This is a genomic window from Variovorax sp. Soil_C_17, assembly GCF_057657265.1.
The window spans coordinates 327,370-342,090 of the sequence record NZ_JBDGIT010000003.1 but is presented as its reverse complement, the minus strand read 5'-3'; the positions used below and the strand labels follow the sequence as shown (position 1 = coordinate 342,090).

The following is a 14,721-nucleotide window of genomic DNA, read 5'->3' as shown; positions in this document are numbered from 1 at the left end:
TCGGGTCCCCGCCCATGCGTCGCAGGATGTTAACGGTCCTCAAAGGGTCTTTTCGATCAGCGCGCCCTTGAACAGCACCGGCCCGGTCGGCCCGCGCTCGCTGGGCACGCCGCCCTTGGGCTCGAGGCTGATGGCCAGCGCCGGGACCGAGCGCACGTCGGCTTCCTGCGCGGTCAGCCTGAGCGCCGGGTCGCGGCCCAGCACGCCCAGCGAACGCGGTGCGCCGCCGGGCGGCAACGCCCACAGCTGCAGCGACTTGTCCTCGCTCTCGCGATAGCCGCCGACGCGCTGCAGCACCAGCTGGCGCTTCTTGGGATCGAAGGTCACGAGCATCGAGGCGGTGGCCTGCTCGTCCGACAGCACGGCCACGTACTGAACGGCCGGCGCATTGCGCAGTTGCTCGCTCAGGTTGACGCCGACGAAAGCGGCCACCACGGTGGCGAGCGCGCCGGCCGCTGCGGCGCTGCGCCACAGTGCGAGGCTGCGCAGCCAGCCGCCGCGCGCGGGCGCCTCGGGCGGCGGCGGCGTGCGCCGGCGTGCGATGGCTCCCCGCTCCTGCTCGGCAGCGATCAGGTTGCGGATGCGGGTCCACACGGCCGCATCCGGCACCACCGGCGATTGGAGCTCGGCCATGCCGGCGAGCCGGCTCTGCCAGACCAGCGCAGCGGCCCGCACCGGCGCCTGCTCGCGCGCCAGGGCCTCGAAGCGCCTTCGCGCGCCGCCGCGCAGGGTCCCCAGTGCGTGGCTCGCGGCCAGCAGATCCAGCAGCTCGGGATGGGCGGAGAGGTTCATGGCGATGTGGCCGTTGATGGCGCACCTTCGTGCTGCGCACTGCGGTGCTGCTCGAGCTGGGAGCGGTTCCGGCGTCTCATGCCCATTGCTGCATGCAGATGCGCAGCTTCTCCAGCCCACGCCGGATCCAGGTCTTGACCGTGCCCAGCGGCAGCTTGAGCTGCTCCGCCAGCTCGCCGTGGCTGAGCTCGCGCAGGTAGGCCAGGCTCAGCACTTCGCGCTGCTTGCCCTCGAGCCGGCTCAGGCACTGGTGCAGGGCCCAGGCCTGCTCGCTGGCATCGGCACTGTCCATCGGGTTCGCGGCATCGGACTCGAAGGTCTCGGCCATCACATCGTCGAATTCCTGGGTGAGCTGGGCACGGTCGGCGGTGCGGCGCCGAAGAAGGTCGAGCGAGCGGCTGCGCACGATCAGCCCCATCCAGGCCATCGGCGGGCTCAGCGTGCTGCGGTAGTCGCCGGCCACGCGCCAGATGGTGAGGAAGGATTCCTGCAGCACGTCCTCGGCCCATTCGCGCCGGCGCACCACCCGCATCGCCAGGCCGAACAGCTTGGGCGAGGTGCGCTCGTAAAGCAGGCGCAGGGCGGTCTCGTCCCGGAGGCCGACGCGGTCGATCAGTGCCATCAGTTCGGCGTCGGGGCTGGCTTCGGGCATGCGCGGATTGTGGAGCATGGGTCGTCACCCAGGCGGTACGGCGCGAGGTGGCCGGCGGATTCAGACGATGCCGATCGATGAATCCGATCGCGCCCCTGCCGCGTACCGGGGGATGGAGGCCGCCAGTCCGCCAACAACAGCGTCCGCCATGAACCCTCAGCATCCGAATCGACAACGAAAGGAACAGACCATGACCTTGCGCAACCTCGGCCTCCTCGCGGCCGCCGCCAGCCTCGCCGCCTGCTCCGGCATGGGCATGAACGAGCCGATCGCGTACTCCCAGGCCAGCCTCCCCGACGCCGTCAAGGTGCCCGCCGGCCACCGGGTGGCGATGGAGACGGTCGGCGCCGGCGACATCACCTACGAATGCCGCGCCAAGGCCAACGCGCCGGGACAGCACGAATGGGTCTTCGTCGGCCCCGACGCCCGCCTCATGGACCGCCGCGGCAAGCAGGTCGGCAAGTACTACGGCCCGCCGGCCACCTGGGAAAGCATGGACGGCTCCAGGCTCACGGGGACACAGCTCGCGATCGCGCCCAATGGCAGCGGCAACATCCCCTACCAGTTGGTCAAGGCCAACCCGGCCATGGGCAGCGGCGCGATGCAGGGCGTGAGCTACATCCAGCGCGTGGCCACCCAGGGCGGAACGGCGCCGGCCGCCGCCTGCGGCGCAGACTCGACGGGCCGGAAACAGGTGGTGAAGTACCAGGCGGACTACATTTTTTATCGCGCGATGTGAGCGGTCCTGCACGACGGCGGCGGCCTGCGTGGCCGTTGTGCAACAACTTGAAACATATACTGGGCGCTCCTCCTTGGAGCGTCCATGCAAGAGCCCGGAAGTCCCTCGCCACGCCCGTTCTGGCACCGCCTGAACACCTTCTTCGCCTTCCCTTTCCAGTTGCAGCCGCTCGGCTATGCGCTGCTGCTCGCGGGCTCCAGCCTGCTCATTCACCTGTTCTTCTTTGTGCCGCAAGCGCTGATGCTGCTGCTGGTCGAACTGGGCATCGTGCTCGCGGCCAGCCGCTACGGCTTCAAGGTGATGGCGCTCGGCGCGCGCGGCATCGTGCGGGCCGCCGATTTTCCGCGCACGCTGGACGAGGAGTGGAAGAACCTGCCCTGGAAGCTGTTCGCGCTGCTCGTGCTGCAGGGCATGGTCGGCGGTTTCATCGGTGCCTTGAATCCGGCGCTCGGCTACATCGCGATCCTCGTGCTCTCGTTCACGCTGCCGGCCACGACCATGGTGCTGGTGCAGTCGGGCAGCTTCTGGCAGGCGCTGAACCCCGGCCTGGTGTGGGAGACCCTGCGGGCCATCGGCTGGCCCTACGCGCTGCTGTGCTTTTTCCTGTTTCTGCTGAATTCCGGCGCGCAGCTGGCGGTGGTCATGCTGCTGCCTGTCTTCAAGGGCTGGATCGCGCTGCCGCTCTTCAATTTCGTGATGATCTATTTCGGCTGGGTCATGGCCAGCCTGCTGGGCTACGTGATGTACCAGAACCATGCGGCGCTCGGCATCGACCTGCTGCCGGGTGCCGGTGCCGACGAGCGTGCGATCGACACCCGCACCCCGGCCCAGATCGCGCAGCAGCAGACCGACGCGCTGGTGGCGCAGATGGTGACCGACGGCGACGTGGCCGGCGCACTGGCGCTGGCCTACGAGGAGCAGCGCACCAAACCCGACGACCTGGCCGCGCAGCGGCGCTACCACCGCGTGCTGCTCCTGGCGCCCGACAAGACGGCCGCCCTGCTGGACCACGGGCGGCGGCTGATCGGCATGCTCGCCGCGCGCGATCTCCCGTCGGAAGCGCTGAAGGTCTACAAGGCCTGCAGCGCGAAGGACGCCGCCTTCGTGCTCGACGATCCGGCGACGACCATCGCATTGGCACGCGCCGAATGGCGCAACGGCGAGGCGAAGGCCGCGCTCGCACTGCTGTCCGGCTTCGACAAGCGCTTCCGCGGCCATGCGGCCATTCCGCAGGCCTACGAGCTGGCGGCGCGGGTCTTGGTGCAGGGGCTGAACCGCGGCGACATGGCGCGGCCGATCCTGAGGACGCTGGAGAAGCGCTATCCGGACAGCGAGCAGACGCAGGAGGTGCGCTGGCTGCTGCGGGAGGTGCCGCAAGACAAGGCCGCTCAGGCCTTCTGAAGCATCCGCGTCACCATCGCCTCCGGCGCCAGCCTCAGCAGGTGCGGCAGCCAGCCCAGCGCCTGATCGCGCCGCCCGGCCTGCAGCAGGCCGTTGGCACACAGCGACACGGTCTCGGCCAGCTCCGGATGTTCCGGCGCCGTCTTCATCAGCGCCTGGCACAGGCGCTCCGCATCGGCGAACTGCTGCGCGCGCGTGAAGCGGCGCGCCAGCCGCGCCATGTCCTCGGGCCGCAGGCGCGCACCCGGCTTGGCGTGGTCGAGGTAGGTTTTGTAGCTCGCATGCTGCAGTTCCAGCGTGGCGGGGTCCTGCGGCCGGAGCTGGAAGATGCGGTGCGCCGCACGATGGAAGTCCTCCCCGGCGGGCCAGAGCTTGGCGGTGTTGAACCAGGCGCGCAGCGTGACCGCGTCCCCGGGGCGCAGCTTCGCGGCGGCGCGCCACTGGGCGCAGGCCTCTTCGAACTTCATCTCGCCGGCCAGGCGGCGCGCTGCGGCCGCATGCTGCTCGAAGGGGTCCGGCGCCAGCTCGACGGGCGCGTCGGGCAGGCGCACCCGGCGCCACCGCATCGCGATCGCCATCAGCAGCGCGCCGGTCAGCAGCCCGCCCAGGTGTGCCATGTAGGCGATGCCCTTGCCGCCGACGAAATGCTGCAGCAGCTCGTTGGCGATCCAGGCCGGCAGCAGGATCAGCGCCGGCGCAGTGACGTAGTTGAAATAGAAGAAGAGCTGGTAGAAGAAGCGGATGCGCCGCAGCCGATACATCACCGCGTACATGCCCATGAGCGCCGACACCGCGCCCGAGGCGCCCAGCCCGTAGCCGCCCTGGCCCGAATAGGCCCAGGCCGCCAGGGCCGAGGCACCGGCCGCGCCCAGCAGGTAGAAGCCCAGGTACAGGCCGCGGCCCAGCGCCAGCTCGACCGAGAAGCCGAACAGGAAGAGGAAGAGCATGTTGCCCAGCAGATGGCTGGTGCTGCCGTGCAGGAAGGCCGACGTGAGCCAGGTCCAGGGCCTGGATTCGGCGTCCGGGTTGTGGTCCTGCGCCCAGCGGGTGGTGAAGGGCGCCGGCAGTTGGGCCTCGTAGCGCTGCCGCTCGCGTTTCCAGTCCGCGTAGCGGGCGTGGACGGGCTCGATGATCTGGTCCGCGTGCAGCTTGCGCAGGAAGGCCTGCTCCTGCTGGAGGCCTTCGAGCAGCTCGCCGTAGCGCTGGCGCTCGAGCAGCCGCCGGGCCGCGTTTGCGCGCGGCGAGCCGGTCTCCTGCAGCCAGGCCACGAAGGGCGGCAGCTCCAGTTTCGGCAGGCCGCTCTGCAGGTAGTACTGCGCGGCCCGCGCCTGCGCCGCTTCTTCCGCGCGCTGCGGTCCCCAGAAGACCAGCATGTTCACCAGGATGAGCAGCACCGTCACCCAGGGCGGGCTGCGCCAGCTCGGCCGGTTTTCGAGGGGGATCGCGTAGAACACGCTGCCGGACGCCGAGGCAGCGCGCTCAGAGGCTGTTGCGCCCGATGCCCTGGTAGATGACGCCGGCTTCCTTCATCACGCCCGGCTCGTAGAGGTTGCGGCCGTCGAAGATCACCGGCGACTTCATCAGCGCCTTGAGCCGCGCGAGGTTGGGGCTGCGGTACGCCTTCCACTCCGTGACGATGATCAGCGCATCCGCATCGGCCAGCACCTCCATCGGGTCCTTGGCCGAGGAGAAGCTGATGCGCTCCAGCAGCGCCGGCGCATCGGCGAAGTCCAGTTGCAGCACGCGCCGGGTCTCGTCGACCGCGATGGGGTCGTGCGCCACCACGCGCGCGCCGGCGCGCAGCAGCGCATCGAGCACCACGCGGCTCGGGGCTTCGCGCATGTCGTCGGTGTTCGGCTTGAAGGCCAGGCCCCACAGCGCAAAGCTGCGGTCGCTGAGGTCGGGGCCGAAGCGGTCGAGCACCTTCTGCGTCAGCACGCGCTTCTGCTCGTCGTTGACTGCCTCGACCGACTCCAGCACCCGAAGCGCCTGCCCGTTGTCGCGCGCGATGCGCGTGAGGGCCTGGATGTCCTTCGGGAAACAGCTGCCGCCGTAGCCCGTGCCCGCGTAGAGAAAGCTGTAGCCGATGCGCGGGTCGGAGCCGATGCCCTGGCGCACCGCCTCGATGTCGGCGCCCACGCGATCGGCGAGGTTGGCCAGCTCGTTCATGAAGCTGATGCGGGTGGCGAGCATCGCGTTGGCCGCGTACTTGGTGAACTCGGCCGAGCGCACGTCCATCACGCGGGTGCGCTCGTGGTTGCGGTTGAAGGGCGCGTAGAGCTTGCGCATCGCGGCCAGCGCCTCGCGCCCGTCCTCGTCGTCGCTGTAGCCGATGACGATGCGGTCGGGGCGCATGAAGTCTTCGATGGCCGCGCCTTCCTTGAGGAACTCGGGGTTGCTCACCACCGAGAAGCGCAGGTCGGACCGGCCGCGCTTGTCGAGCTCTTCACGGATGACGGCCGCGACCTTGTCGGCCGTGCCCACCGGCACCGTCGACTTGTCGACCACGACCTTGAAGCCGTTCATGTACTTGCCGATGTTGCGCGCCGCCGCCAGCACGTATTGCAGGTCGGCGCTGCCGTCCTCGTCCGGTGGGGTGCCCACGGCGATGAACTGCACGTCGCCGTGCGCCACCGAGGCCTCGATGTCGGTCGAGAAGGCGAGGCGCTTCGCCGCCATGTTCGACTCGACCAGGTCGCCAAGGCCCGGCTCGTAGATCGGGATGCCGCCCGCGTTGAGGGTGTCGATCTTGCGCGCATCGACGTCCACGCACAGCATGTTGTTGCCGATGTCGGCGAGACAGGCGCCGGTGACGAGTCCGACATAGCCGGTTCCGATGATGGTGACGTTCATGCGTTCTTCAGTCTGCGGTGGATTCGGAGAGCGCCTTGTCGAAGTAGGCGATGGTCTTTTTCAGCCCTTCCTCGAGCTGGGTCTTCGGCGCCCAGCCGTCGAGTTCCTGCTGGGCCAGGGTGATGTCGGGGCGGCGCTGCTTGGGATCGTCCGCCGGCAGCGGCATGCGCATCAGCTGGCTCCTGGAGCCGGTCAGCTCGATCACCTTGTTGGCGAGCTCCAGCATCGAGAACTCGCCCGGGTTGCCGATGTTGATCGGGCCGGGCACCTCGTCGCCGGTGCCCATCATGCGCAGCATGGCCTCCACCAGGTCGTCCACGTAGCAGAAGCTGCGCGTCTGCTGGCCGTCGCCGTAGATGGTGATGTCCTCGCCCTTGAGCGCCTGCACGATGAAGTTGGACACCACGCGCCCGTCGTTCATGTGCATGCGCGGACCGTAGGTGTTGAAGATGCGCACGACCTTGATGCGCAGCTTGTGCTGGCGGTGGTAGTCGAAGAACAGCGTCTCGGCGCAGCGCTTGCCCTCGTCATAGCAGCTGCGGATGCCGATCGGGTTGACGCGGCCCCAGTAGGCCTCGACCTGCGGATGGATCTCGGGGTCGCCGTAGACCTCGCTGGTGGAGGCCTGCAGGATCTTGGCGCGCACCCGCTTGGCCAGGCCCAGCATGTTGATGGCGCCGTGCACGCTGGTCTTGGTGGTCTGCACCGGGTCGTGCTGGTAGTGGATGGGCGAGGCCGGGCAGGCGAGATTGAAGATCTCGTCCACCTCCACGTAGAGCGGGAAGGTCACGTCGTGCCGCATCAGCTCGAAGCGCGGGTGGCCGAGCAGGTGCTCGATGTTGCGCTTGGTGCCGGTGAAGAAGTTGTCCACGCACAGGACATCGTGGCCCTGCTCGATGAGCCGGTCGCACAGATGGCTGCCGAGGAAGCCGGCGCCGCCGGTGACCAGGACCTTCTTGGAAGCGTTGTATTGCCGCATGTTGCGAGTTCACTCCATAGGGGGAATCGGGTGGGTGGTGGCCTTCAGTTCGGCCGGCGGGCGCTGCGCCGTGCGTTGCTCGTACATCTTCGCGTCGACCAGCATGCGAAACCACAGTGCCTGGAAGAACGCGAAGTAGAAGCCGGTGGTGCCGTCCAGGAAGCCGAGCCGGAAGACGTAGCGGTAGACGAAGTAGCTGAGCGAGCGCAGGCCGGTCGGCAGCTTGTAGTAGAGCTCCTTGATGAAGCGGGTGCGCTCGCGCGCGTCTCCCATCAGCCGCGGCTGGAGCACGTTGTCGGCGGCCATGCGGGGGCCCAGCTTCTCCTTGGCCTCGGCGTCGCTCCAGCGGTTGTGGCTGTTGATCCAGTCGGTGAGCCGCGCCGAATTCTTGTCGTGCATGAAGCCCTGCAGGCGCCCCGGCGTGGCGCTGCTGATGAAGTGCTGGTCGTAGAGCCGCGCCTCGCAGCGCCCCGCGCCCGAGCGGAAGAGCCGCAGGTGCCAAGGGTTGACGCCCGAGAAACGCAGCATCTTGCCCATGAAGTAGTCCCGCCGGCGCAGCATGTAGGCGTCGAAGCGGGGCGTGCCGGCGAGCAGGTCGCGGATTTCGCCGACTGCCTGTTCGTCCAGCACTTCGTCGGCATCCAGGTGCAACTGCCAGCCGTAGAGGCCCTCGACCTGCGAGATCGCCCAGTTGCGCTGGTCGCTGTAGTTGGAGAAGGGCCGCTGCACCACGGTGCAGCCCAGTTCCTCGAGGATGGCGACGGTGCCGTCCGACGAATGCGAGTCGACCGCAAAGATCTTGGGGCTGACCTTCTTCGCCTGCGACACGGTCTCCCGGATGATCGAGGCGGAATTGAAGGTCAGGATGACGACGACGCAGGGGGCTTGTTCCATGGATTCGGTCGGGCTGGCGTGCTTCGGCAACACAGGTTGCCGGGCAGTTTGCTGCAATGCAATGCCAAACTTTAGCACTACAGTTTTACAACTGGCCACAAAGCTTACGGCGTAGAGCCCTGCCATAGGTCGTAATCGCTCTGCAAAGCTATCCAATCGATAGCGGCCGCGCAAGAGCCGGCAACCGTTTCGGCAGCTATTCGGGGTAAACCCCAAACATTTCTCAACCGAGTCTGGCGCGATGGCGGGCGATCTGCTTGCGCACCTGGGCCGGCGCCGTGCCGCCCAGAATGTTGCGCGCATGCAGCGAACCCCGCAGGCTCAGCACGTCGTAGACGTCTTTCTCGATCTTCGGATGGAAGGTCTGCAGCACCGACAGCGGCAGCTCCGACAGATCGACCTTGTGCGAGATCGCGGCCTTGACCGCATGCGCCACGGTCTCGTGCGCGTCGCGGAAGGGCAGGCCCTTCTTCACGAGATAGTCGGCCAGGTCGGTGGCGGTCGCGTAGCCGCGCAGCGCGGCGTTCTCCATGGCCTCGGGCTTGACCGTGATGCCACCCACCATCTCGGCAAAGATGCGCAGCGTGTCCTTGAGCGTGTCGACGGTGTCGAACAGCGGCTCCTTGTCCTCCTGGTTGTCCTTGTTGTAGGCCAGCGGCTGGGCCTTCATGAGCGTGATCAGGCCCATCAGGTGGCCCACGACGCGGCCGGTCTTGCCTCGCGCGAGCTCGGGCACGTCCGGGTTCTTCTTCTGCGGCATGATCGAGCTGCCCGTGCAGAAGCGGTCGGCGATGTCGATGAAGCCGAAGGCCTGGCTGGTCCAGAGCACCAGTTCCTCGCTGAGCCGGCTGATGTGCACCATGGCGAGCGAGGCGGCGGCGCTGAATTCGATCGCGAAGTCGCGGTCGCTCACCGCATCCAGGCTGTTCTCGCACACTCCGTCCATGCCCAGCGTGCGGGCCACCAGCTCGCGGTCCAGCGGGTAGCTGGTGCCGGCCAGCGCCGCGGCGCCCAGCGGCAGGCGGTTGACGCGGCCGCGCACGTCGGCCATGCGCTCGGCATCGCGCGAAAACATCTCGACGTAGGCCAGCATGTGGTGGCCGAAGCTCACCGGCTGCGCCACCTGCAGGTGCGTGAAGCCCGGCAGGATCACCTCGGCGTTCTTCTCCGCGATGGCCACCAGCGACCTCTGCAGGTCGACCAGCAGCCCGCCGATCAGGTCGATCTCGCCGCGCAGCCAGAGCCGCACATCGGTGGCCACCTGGTCGTTGCGGCTGCGGCCGGTGTGCAGGCGCTTGCCGGCGTCGCCGACCAGCTGGGTGAGGCGGGCCTCGATGTTCAGGTGCACGTCCTCGAGGTCGAGCTTCCAGTCGAAGGCGCCGGACTCGATCTCGCCGCGGATCTGCGCCATGCCGCGCTCGATGGCCGCATGGTCCTCCGCGCTGATGACGCCCTGCGCCGCCAGCATGCCCGCATGCGCGAGCGAGCCCTGGATGTCGGCCTGCCACAGCCGCTTGTCGAAGAAGACGCTCGCGGTGTAGCGCTTCACCAGGTCGCTCATCGGTTCGGAGAACAGGGCGGACCAGGCTTCGGATTTCTTGTCGAGTTGGTTGTGGGTCATGGGGTGAACCGGTTGGGAGGCAATAATGGGTTTGCACCCGATTTGCTTGATGCGCAGCCCATCGATTTTATCGACCACCCCCCAGGCGCCGTCCCCGGCACGGGCCCGCGCGCCGGCGCGTGCCGGTGCCGCGATCTTCGATGCCTGCCAAATCGGCGTGGTGCTGCGCACCGTGATGTTCGTCGAGTCGGTGGTGGCGGTCGTCACGCTGTTCCAGGCGCCCACACCGGCCGAGTGGCTGATGCTGCTGGCCACCGTGACCGGCGGCGCCCTGCCGGCCACGCTGCTGTGGCTGCTCGCGGCCTGCTGGCTCAAGAAGCTGCTGGGCCGCCTGCCGCGCGCCGGGCAGTACGGCGCCGGCATCGTCCTGGGGGCGCTGTCCGCGCTCTACGGCTGCGGGCTGCTGCGGCTGACGGGCGTGCTTGCCAGCGCACCCTGGATCGCGAGCGCCCTGTCCGGCGCGATGTTCGCGTCGCTGGTGATGGCCGCGCTGGTGCTGCGCGCGCGCGGGCAGACGCCGGCGGCCACCACGGCGCGGCTGGAAGAGCTGCAGTCGCGCATCCGCCCGCACTTTCTCTTCAACACGCTGAACAGCGCCATCGCGCTGGTGCGCGAGGAGCCGGCCAAGGCCGAGACCATGCTGGAAGACCTGAGCGAGCTGTTCCGCCACGCCCTGGCCGATGCGGGCGAACCGGTCACCCTGGCCGACGAGATCGCGCTGGCCGAGCGCTACCTGGCGATCGAGCAGGTGCGCTTCGGCGACCGGCTGCGCATCCGCTGGGACATCGACCCCGCGGCCAACGGTGCGCGCCTGCCGCCCTTGCTGCTGCAGCCGCTGGTCGAGAACGCCGTCAAGCACGGCGTCGAGCCCAGCCCCGAGGGCGCGAAGATCCGCATCCGCACCGAGCGCCGCGGCAGCATGGCGGTGATCGAGGTGGTCAACAGCCTGCCGCCTTTGCGCTGGGCCGACGAGCCCCTGCCGCGCGGCCACGGCATCGCCCTGGCCAACGTGCGCGACCGGCTGCGGCTGCTGCACGACGTGCAGGCGCAGTTCAGCGCCGGCATGGACCAGAAGGCCTACCGCGTGCGCATCGCCATTCCTGTCGGAACTTGAGGAGTCCATGAATCTTCTGCGCACCCTGATCGTCGACGACGAAACGCTGGCCCGGTCGCGGCTGCGCACGCTGCTGGCCGAATGCCGTGCGCCGGGAGCCGAGGTGGTGGCCGAGGCCTCCAACGGCGCCGACGCCCTGGCGCAGCTGCTCACCGCCGACCTCGACCTGGTGCTGCTCGACATCCACATGCCCGGCATCGACGGCATCGAGCTGGCGCGCAGCCTGCGCCAGCGCGCCGGCGCGCCGGCGGTGGTGTTCGTCACCGCCCACGCGGCCCATGCCGTGACGGCCTTCGAGCTCGAGGCGGTCGACTACCTGACCAAGCCCGTGCGGGCCGAGCGGCTGCAGCAGGCGCTGCAGAAGGCGGAGCGCTCGTTGCGGGAGCGGCGCGGCCCGCTGACCGAGGTGCCGCACGAGGTGCTGCTGATCCAGGACCGCGGCCGCACCGAGCGGGTGCTGCTGTCCGAGGTCGTCTATCTCAAGTCGGAGTTCAAGTACCTCACGGTGCGCACCGCGGCGCGCAGCCATATCTACGATGGGTCGCTGGCCGAGTTCGAGGAGCGCTATCCGGCGCGCTTCGTGCGCGTGCACCGCAATGCACTGGTGGCGCGCCAGGCGATCCGCGCGCTCGAGAAATACGACGACGGCGAGGATGCCGAGGGCTGGGCGCTGCGGCTCGACGGCATTCCCGAGCCGGTGGTGGTGTCGCGGCGACAGCTGGCCGCGGTGCGCGAGGTGCTCAAGGACCCGAGATGAACGACGAAACTGCGCAGAAAAAGGCCGAGCAGCCCCAGCCTCCGCCCGAGCCCGAGCCCGAACCCGAGCCGAAGCCGGAGCAGGCGCCGACGGTCGAGCCGGAGCCGCCCGCGTCCGCCCCCGTCCCCGAGCCGGAGCGCGTGCTGCTGCAGATGCCCGTCGACGTGCGCAGCGCCGCGCTGGTCGTGCTCAGCGTGCTCGCGGTCGTGTTCACGCTCCATTGGGCCAAGGCCGTGTTCGTTCCGCTGATGCTGAGCCTGCTGCTGACCTACGCGCTCGAGCCGCTGGTGGGCCTGCTGGAGCGCTGGAAGATCTCCCGCTGGATCGGTGCGGCCGTGATCCTGCTCGGCCTCGGCGGCGGCGTCGGCTGGACCGGCTACTCGCTGTCGGGCAGCGCCACGGAGCTGCTCGATTCGCTGCCGGTCGCGGCCCAGAAGCTGAGGCTGGCGCTCCGCGCCGACGGCCGCACCAGCAACCCGGGCGCGCTCGACACGGTGCAGAAGGCGGCCCAGCAGCTCGAGCAGGCGGCCGACGAGAACTCCGCCAAGGTGGCCTCGCGCCGCGGCGTCGCGCGCGTGATCATCGAGCGGCCGCCCTTCAACGTGCGCGACTACCTCTGGAGCGGCACGGTGGGCCTGATCGGCGCCGCCGGCCAGCTCACGCTGGTGGCTTTCCTGACCTACTTCGCGCTCGGTTCGGGCGACACCTTCAGGCGCAAGCTGGTGAAGATCACGGGGCCCGGCCTGCAAAAGAAGAGGATCACGGTGCATGTGCTGGACGACATCACCAAGCAGATCGAGCGCTACCTGCTGGTGCAGATCCTCACCAGCGCAGTGGTCGGCATCGCCACCGGCCTGGCCTTCTGGGCCGTCGGGCTGGAGAACGCGGCCGTGTGGGGCATCCTCGCCGGGGTGACCAATCTGATCCCCTACATCGGCTCGGTGATCATGATGGCTGCCGCCGGCCTGGTGGCCTTCCTGCAGTTCAACAGCATCCAGATGGCCCTGGTGATCGGCGGTGCCTCGCTGCTGATCCACACCCTCGTGGGCAACCTGCTGGTGCCCTGGCTCACCAGCCGCACCAGCCGCATGAACCCGGTGGCCGTGTTCGTGGGCGTGATCTTCTGGGGCTGGCTTTGGGGCATCTGGGGGCTGCTGCTGGGCATTCCGATCATGATGGTCGTGAAGGCGGTGTGCGACCGGGTGGAGGATCTGCAGCCGATCGGGGAACTGCTGGGCGACTAGGGCGGGCGTGAATGGCCCGAGTGCGATTTGCAGCACCTCGACACATTTCTTCTCGCCGCCGTGCGCGCTGCCCCGCGCCGGTACCGCATGCCGCCTTTGCCGGCCGACGCCGACGCGGCGGCATCGCTCGGCGTGGATGCCGCTCTCGCCTTCGCGATCGAAGCCGCGCGCCTCGCGAAGGAAGGCGGATCGGCGCCATCTGCGCGGGCGCAGGATCTGTTCACGCGCTCCCTTGCGGCGTTGATCGGCAGGGCGCTCGCATCCGAGGGTGGCGATCTGGCGTTCCAGGCGCTCCTGCTTCGAGCGCAGAGGCCGGCCGTCGGCGAGTATGTGCGGCTGGCTGCGCAGTTCGCAGGCGACCGTCGTGCCGTTCGTGCTGCCGCGAATGCAATCTCCCACCCTGGCAAGCTGCGCGACCAGCCAGCCGGCGCGGCGCGGGACGCACTGTCTGGCTTGCACCGTCTCGCAGGCGAAGGCGCCTGGGCGGAGCTTGCAGCGGCGCTCGAGCAGCCGCTCGTGCAGGGCGACGCGGCGGCGCAGCAGGCCGGTGTCCTGCTGGATCGCCTCCGATCGAATCCCGCGTTGCAGCGCCTTGCGCGTGGCAGTGCGTTGCTGCGAAATGCAGACGTGCAACGCTACTTGAGCCTCACCGAGCGCAGAGGGCCGCTGGCCGGCAGCGACACCGCGGCTGCATCGGGACGCGCATCGGCGCGCCTGGGCGAGGCGGCCGAGCGCGCGACCGTGCAAGCCTTCGGTGCCATCGTCGAGTTGTTGAACCGGTGCGGCGGACAGGGCGCCGGCTACCGTGTCCTGCAAAGCCTTCGTGCGCCGGTGGCATTTCCGGGAGAACGGAACAAGGCGAAGGATGAATGGGATGCGGCGATCGTGCGAAGCGGCGAGGGCGGAGGCGACGACATCGTTCTCCTCGCAGAGGTCAAGGCTTCTCCGGCCGCTGCGAGCTCCGATTTCTCGCGCCTCCTGCGTGGCTTGCGGCGCCTGGCCCATGCCGATCCCGGCAAGACCTATTCCTTTGCGTCTGCAGCCGGCGAGGCGCGCATTCTGGGCGGATCGCTGCGAAGACTCCAGCCCCAGGGCCATTCGCTGCCTGCGCATGTGATCTATTGCTGTTCCGCGCCGGCCGAGTCGCCCCCGCAGTTCCTGAGTGCAGCGACAAAAGCCGTTCTGCTCGGTGAACGCGCGAGCCTCGCGTTCGCCTGCGAGCTCGCCGAGGGCAAAGCGCCGCCGCCTTCAGCGCTCCTCGATGTGTGGGACGCTCTCGCGAAGGAGCCCCGACTGCGGTCGGCGCTGTATCAATTCGAGACTGCGAGGCAGGTGCGCTCGGCCATGGTGCACCCGCTCGACCTGTTGTCTGCACTGGGCGACGGCCCACCTTAGCCCTGTGCAACCGTGGAGGAGGCTGGTACGCCGATGGGGCCCGGATTCGTGTCAGGCCTTCAAAGCTTGCTGTCCACGCGTTGTTCGTTGCTCGAACTGCGGGTGCCCTTCAAGTGAAGCTCCACGTCCGCGACCCGGCTTCCGACCGCCTTGACGGCTTCCCGGATCTGCTGGGGTGTCGCGTCGAATCGCTTGGCAAGCTCTTCCACCGCACTGGCGGAACTGACGTCGATGCTTTCGTCTTGTGACGAGGCTTCTTGCTGCGGCATATGAGTCCTTT

General features: G+C 68.7%; 14 protein-coding genes. 6 read left to right on the top strand and 8 right to left on the bottom strand.

The genetic code is table 11. From position 1 onward, the window contains the following. Positions 1-39 precede the first annotated feature (39 nt). Complete coding sequence (locus tag AC3A6Y_RS16740; protein ID WP_487869358.1) at positions 40-792, bottom strand: anti-sigma factor; 753 nt, start codon at positions 790-792, stop codon at positions 40-42. Between the two features lie 76 nt (positions 793-868). Beyond that, a complete protein-coding gene (locus AC3A6Y_RS16735) occupies positions 869-1,444 on the bottom strand; it encodes an RNA polymerase sigma factor (RefSeq protein ID WP_487869357.1) in 576 nt (191 codons plus the stop codon). Between the two features lie 190 nt (positions 1,445-1,634). Here AC3A6Y_RS16735 and AC3A6Y_RS16730 point away from each other — a divergent pair, with 190 nt between their 5' ends. Continuing rightward, the gene (locus AC3A6Y_RS16730; RefSeq protein WP_487869356.1) at positions 1,635-2,183 is read left to right on the top strand and encodes a DUF3455 domain-containing protein; all 549 of its coding nucleotides are present in this window, start codon (positions 1,635-1,637) and stop codon (positions 2,181-2,183) included. An 84-nt stretch (positions 2,184-2,267) separates the two neighbouring features. Further along, the gene (locus AC3A6Y_RS16725; RefSeq protein WP_487869355.1) at positions 2,268-3,584 is read left to right on the top strand and encodes a hypothetical protein; all 1,317 of its coding nucleotides are present in this window, start codon (positions 2,268-2,270) and stop codon (positions 3,582-3,584) included. On the opposite strand, the gene AC3A6Y_RS16720 is transcribed toward AC3A6Y_RS16725, so the two are convergent. From AC3A6Y_RS16720 to argH, 5 genes are all read right to left on the bottom strand, one after another. Then, positions 3,572-5,038: a rhomboid family intramembrane serine protease gene (locus tag AC3A6Y_RS16720; RefSeq protein ID WP_487869354.1), complete on the bottom strand. Its 1,467-nt coding sequence runs from the start codon at positions 5,036-5,038 to the stop codon at positions 3,572-3,574. The genes AC3A6Y_RS16725 and AC3A6Y_RS16720 overlap by 13 nt on opposite strands. A gap of 25 nt (positions 5,039-5,063) precedes the next feature. Next, the gene (locus AC3A6Y_RS16715) at positions 5,064-6,437 is read right to left on the bottom strand and encodes a UDP-glucose dehydrogenase family protein (protein WP_487869353.1); all 1,374 of its coding nucleotides are present in this window, start codon (positions 6,435-6,437) and stop codon (positions 5,064-5,066) included. A 7-nt stretch (positions 6,438-6,444) separates the two neighbouring features. Then, positions 6,445-7,416: a UDP-glucuronic acid decarboxylase family protein gene (locus AC3A6Y_RS16710; protein WP_487869352.1), complete on the bottom strand. Its 972-nt coding sequence runs from the start codon at positions 7,414-7,416 to the stop codon at positions 6,445-6,447. Between the two features lie 9 nt (positions 7,417-7,425). Next, positions 7,426-8,310 carry a glycosyltransferase family 2 protein gene (locus AC3A6Y_RS16705; protein ID WP_487869351.1) on the bottom strand — a complete coding sequence of 295 codons (885 nt, stop codon included), beginning with the start codon at positions 8,308-8,310 and terminating at the stop codon, positions 7,426-7,428. Between the two features lie 223 nt (positions 8,311-8,533). Beyond that, positions 8,534-9,931, bottom strand: a complete 1,398-nt coding sequence (gene argH, locus AC3A6Y_RS16700) for an argininosuccinate lyase (protein ID WP_487869350.1) — start codon at positions 9,929-9,931, stop codon at positions 8,534-8,536. A gap of 49 nt (positions 9,932-9,980) precedes the next feature. Here argH and AC3A6Y_RS16695 point away from each other — a divergent pair, with 49 nt between their 5' ends. The 4 genes from AC3A6Y_RS16695 to AC3A6Y_RS16680 all read left to right on the top strand — a co-directional run bounded on the left by AC3A6Y_RS16695 (position 9,981) and on the right by AC3A6Y_RS16680 (position 14,441). Next, entirely contained in the window at positions 9,981-11,045 is a 1,065-nt protein-coding gene (locus AC3A6Y_RS16695) for a sensor histidine kinase (protein ID WP_487869349.1), read from the top strand. Between the two features lie 7 nt (positions 11,046-11,052). Beyond that, positions 11,053-11,802, top strand: a complete 750-nt coding sequence (locus tag AC3A6Y_RS16690; protein WP_487869348.1) for a LytR/AlgR family response regulator transcription factor — start codon at positions 11,053-11,055, stop codon at positions 11,800-11,802. Beyond that, complete coding sequence (locus tag AC3A6Y_RS16685) at positions 11,799-13,046, top strand: AI-2E family transporter (RefSeq protein ID WP_487869347.1); 1,248 nt, start codon at positions 11,799-11,801, stop codon at positions 13,044-13,046. The genes AC3A6Y_RS16690 and AC3A6Y_RS16685 overlap by 4 nt, the downstream gene beginning before the upstream one ends. Before the next feature lie 87 nt (positions 13,047-13,133). Further along, positions 13,134-14,441 carry a hypothetical protein gene (locus AC3A6Y_RS16680; RefSeq protein ID WP_487869955.1) on the top strand — a complete coding sequence of 436 codons (1,308 nt, stop codon included), beginning with the start codon at positions 13,134-13,136 and terminating at the stop codon, positions 14,439-14,441. A gap of 59 nt (positions 14,442-14,500) precedes the next feature. Here AC3A6Y_RS16680 and AC3A6Y_RS16675 read toward each other — a convergent pair whose 3' ends face one another. Then, on the bottom strand, positions 14,501-14,710 hold the full coding sequence (locus tag AC3A6Y_RS16675) for a DUF3606 domain-containing protein (protein ID WP_487869346.1): 210 nt from the start codon (positions 14,708-14,710) through the stop codon (positions 14,501-14,503). Between the last annotated feature and the right edge of the window lie 11 nt (positions 14,711-14,721).

What these genes read in the sequence shown, in the direction of transcription:
- AC3A6Y_RS16740 (WP_487869358.1), bottom strand. Translation starts at nt 792, where the DNA reads ATGAACCTCTCCGCCCATCCCGAGCTGCTGGATCTGCTGGCCGCGAGC.
- AC3A6Y_RS16735 (WP_487869357.1), bottom strand. Translation starts at nt 1,444, where the DNA reads ATGCCCGAAGCCAGCCCCGACGCCGAACTGATGGCACTGATCGACCGC.
- AC3A6Y_RS16730 (WP_487869356.1), top strand. Translation starts at nt 1,635, where the DNA reads ATGACCTTGCGCAACCTCGGCCTCCTCGCGGCCGCCGCCAGCCTCGCC.
- AC3A6Y_RS16725 (WP_487869355.1), top strand. Translation starts at nt 2,268, where the DNA reads ATGCAAGAGCCCGGAAGTCCCTCGCCACGCCCGTTCTGGCACCGCCTG.
- AC3A6Y_RS16715 (WP_487869353.1), bottom strand. Translation starts at nt 6,437, where the DNA reads ATGAACGTCACCATCATCGGAACCGGCTATGTCGGACTCGTCACCGGC.
- AC3A6Y_RS16710 (WP_487869352.1), bottom strand. Translation starts at nt 7,416, where the DNA reads ATGCGGCAATACAACGCTTCCAAGAAGGTCCTGGTCACCGGCGGCGCC.
- AC3A6Y_RS16705 (WP_487869351.1), bottom strand. Translation starts at nt 8,310, where the DNA reads ATGGAACAAGCCCCCTGCGTCGTCGTCATCCTGACCTTCAATTCCGCC.
- argH (WP_487869350.1), bottom strand. Translation starts at nt 9,931, where the DNA reads ATGACCCACAACCAACTCGACAAGAAATCCGAAGCCTGGTCCGCCCTG.
- AC3A6Y_RS16695 (WP_487869349.1), top strand. Translation starts at nt 9,981, where the DNA reads ATGCGCAGCCCATCGATTTTATCGACCACCCCCCAGGCGCCGTCCCCG.
- AC3A6Y_RS16690 (WP_487869348.1), top strand. Translation starts at nt 11,053, where the DNA reads ATGAATCTTCTGCGCACCCTGATCGTCGACGACGAAACGCTGGCCCGG.
- AC3A6Y_RS16685 (WP_487869347.1), top strand. Translation starts at nt 11,799, where the DNA reads ATGAACGACGAAACTGCGCAGAAAAAGGCCGAGCAGCCCCAGCCTCCG.
- AC3A6Y_RS16680 (WP_487869955.1), top strand. Translation starts at nt 13,134, where the DNA reads ATGCCGCCTTTGCCGGCCGACGCCGACGCGGCGGCATCGCTCGGCGTG.
- AC3A6Y_RS16675 (WP_487869346.1), bottom strand. Translation starts at nt 14,710, where the DNA reads ATGCCGCAGCAAGAAGCCTCGTCACAAGACGAAAGCATCGACGTCAGT.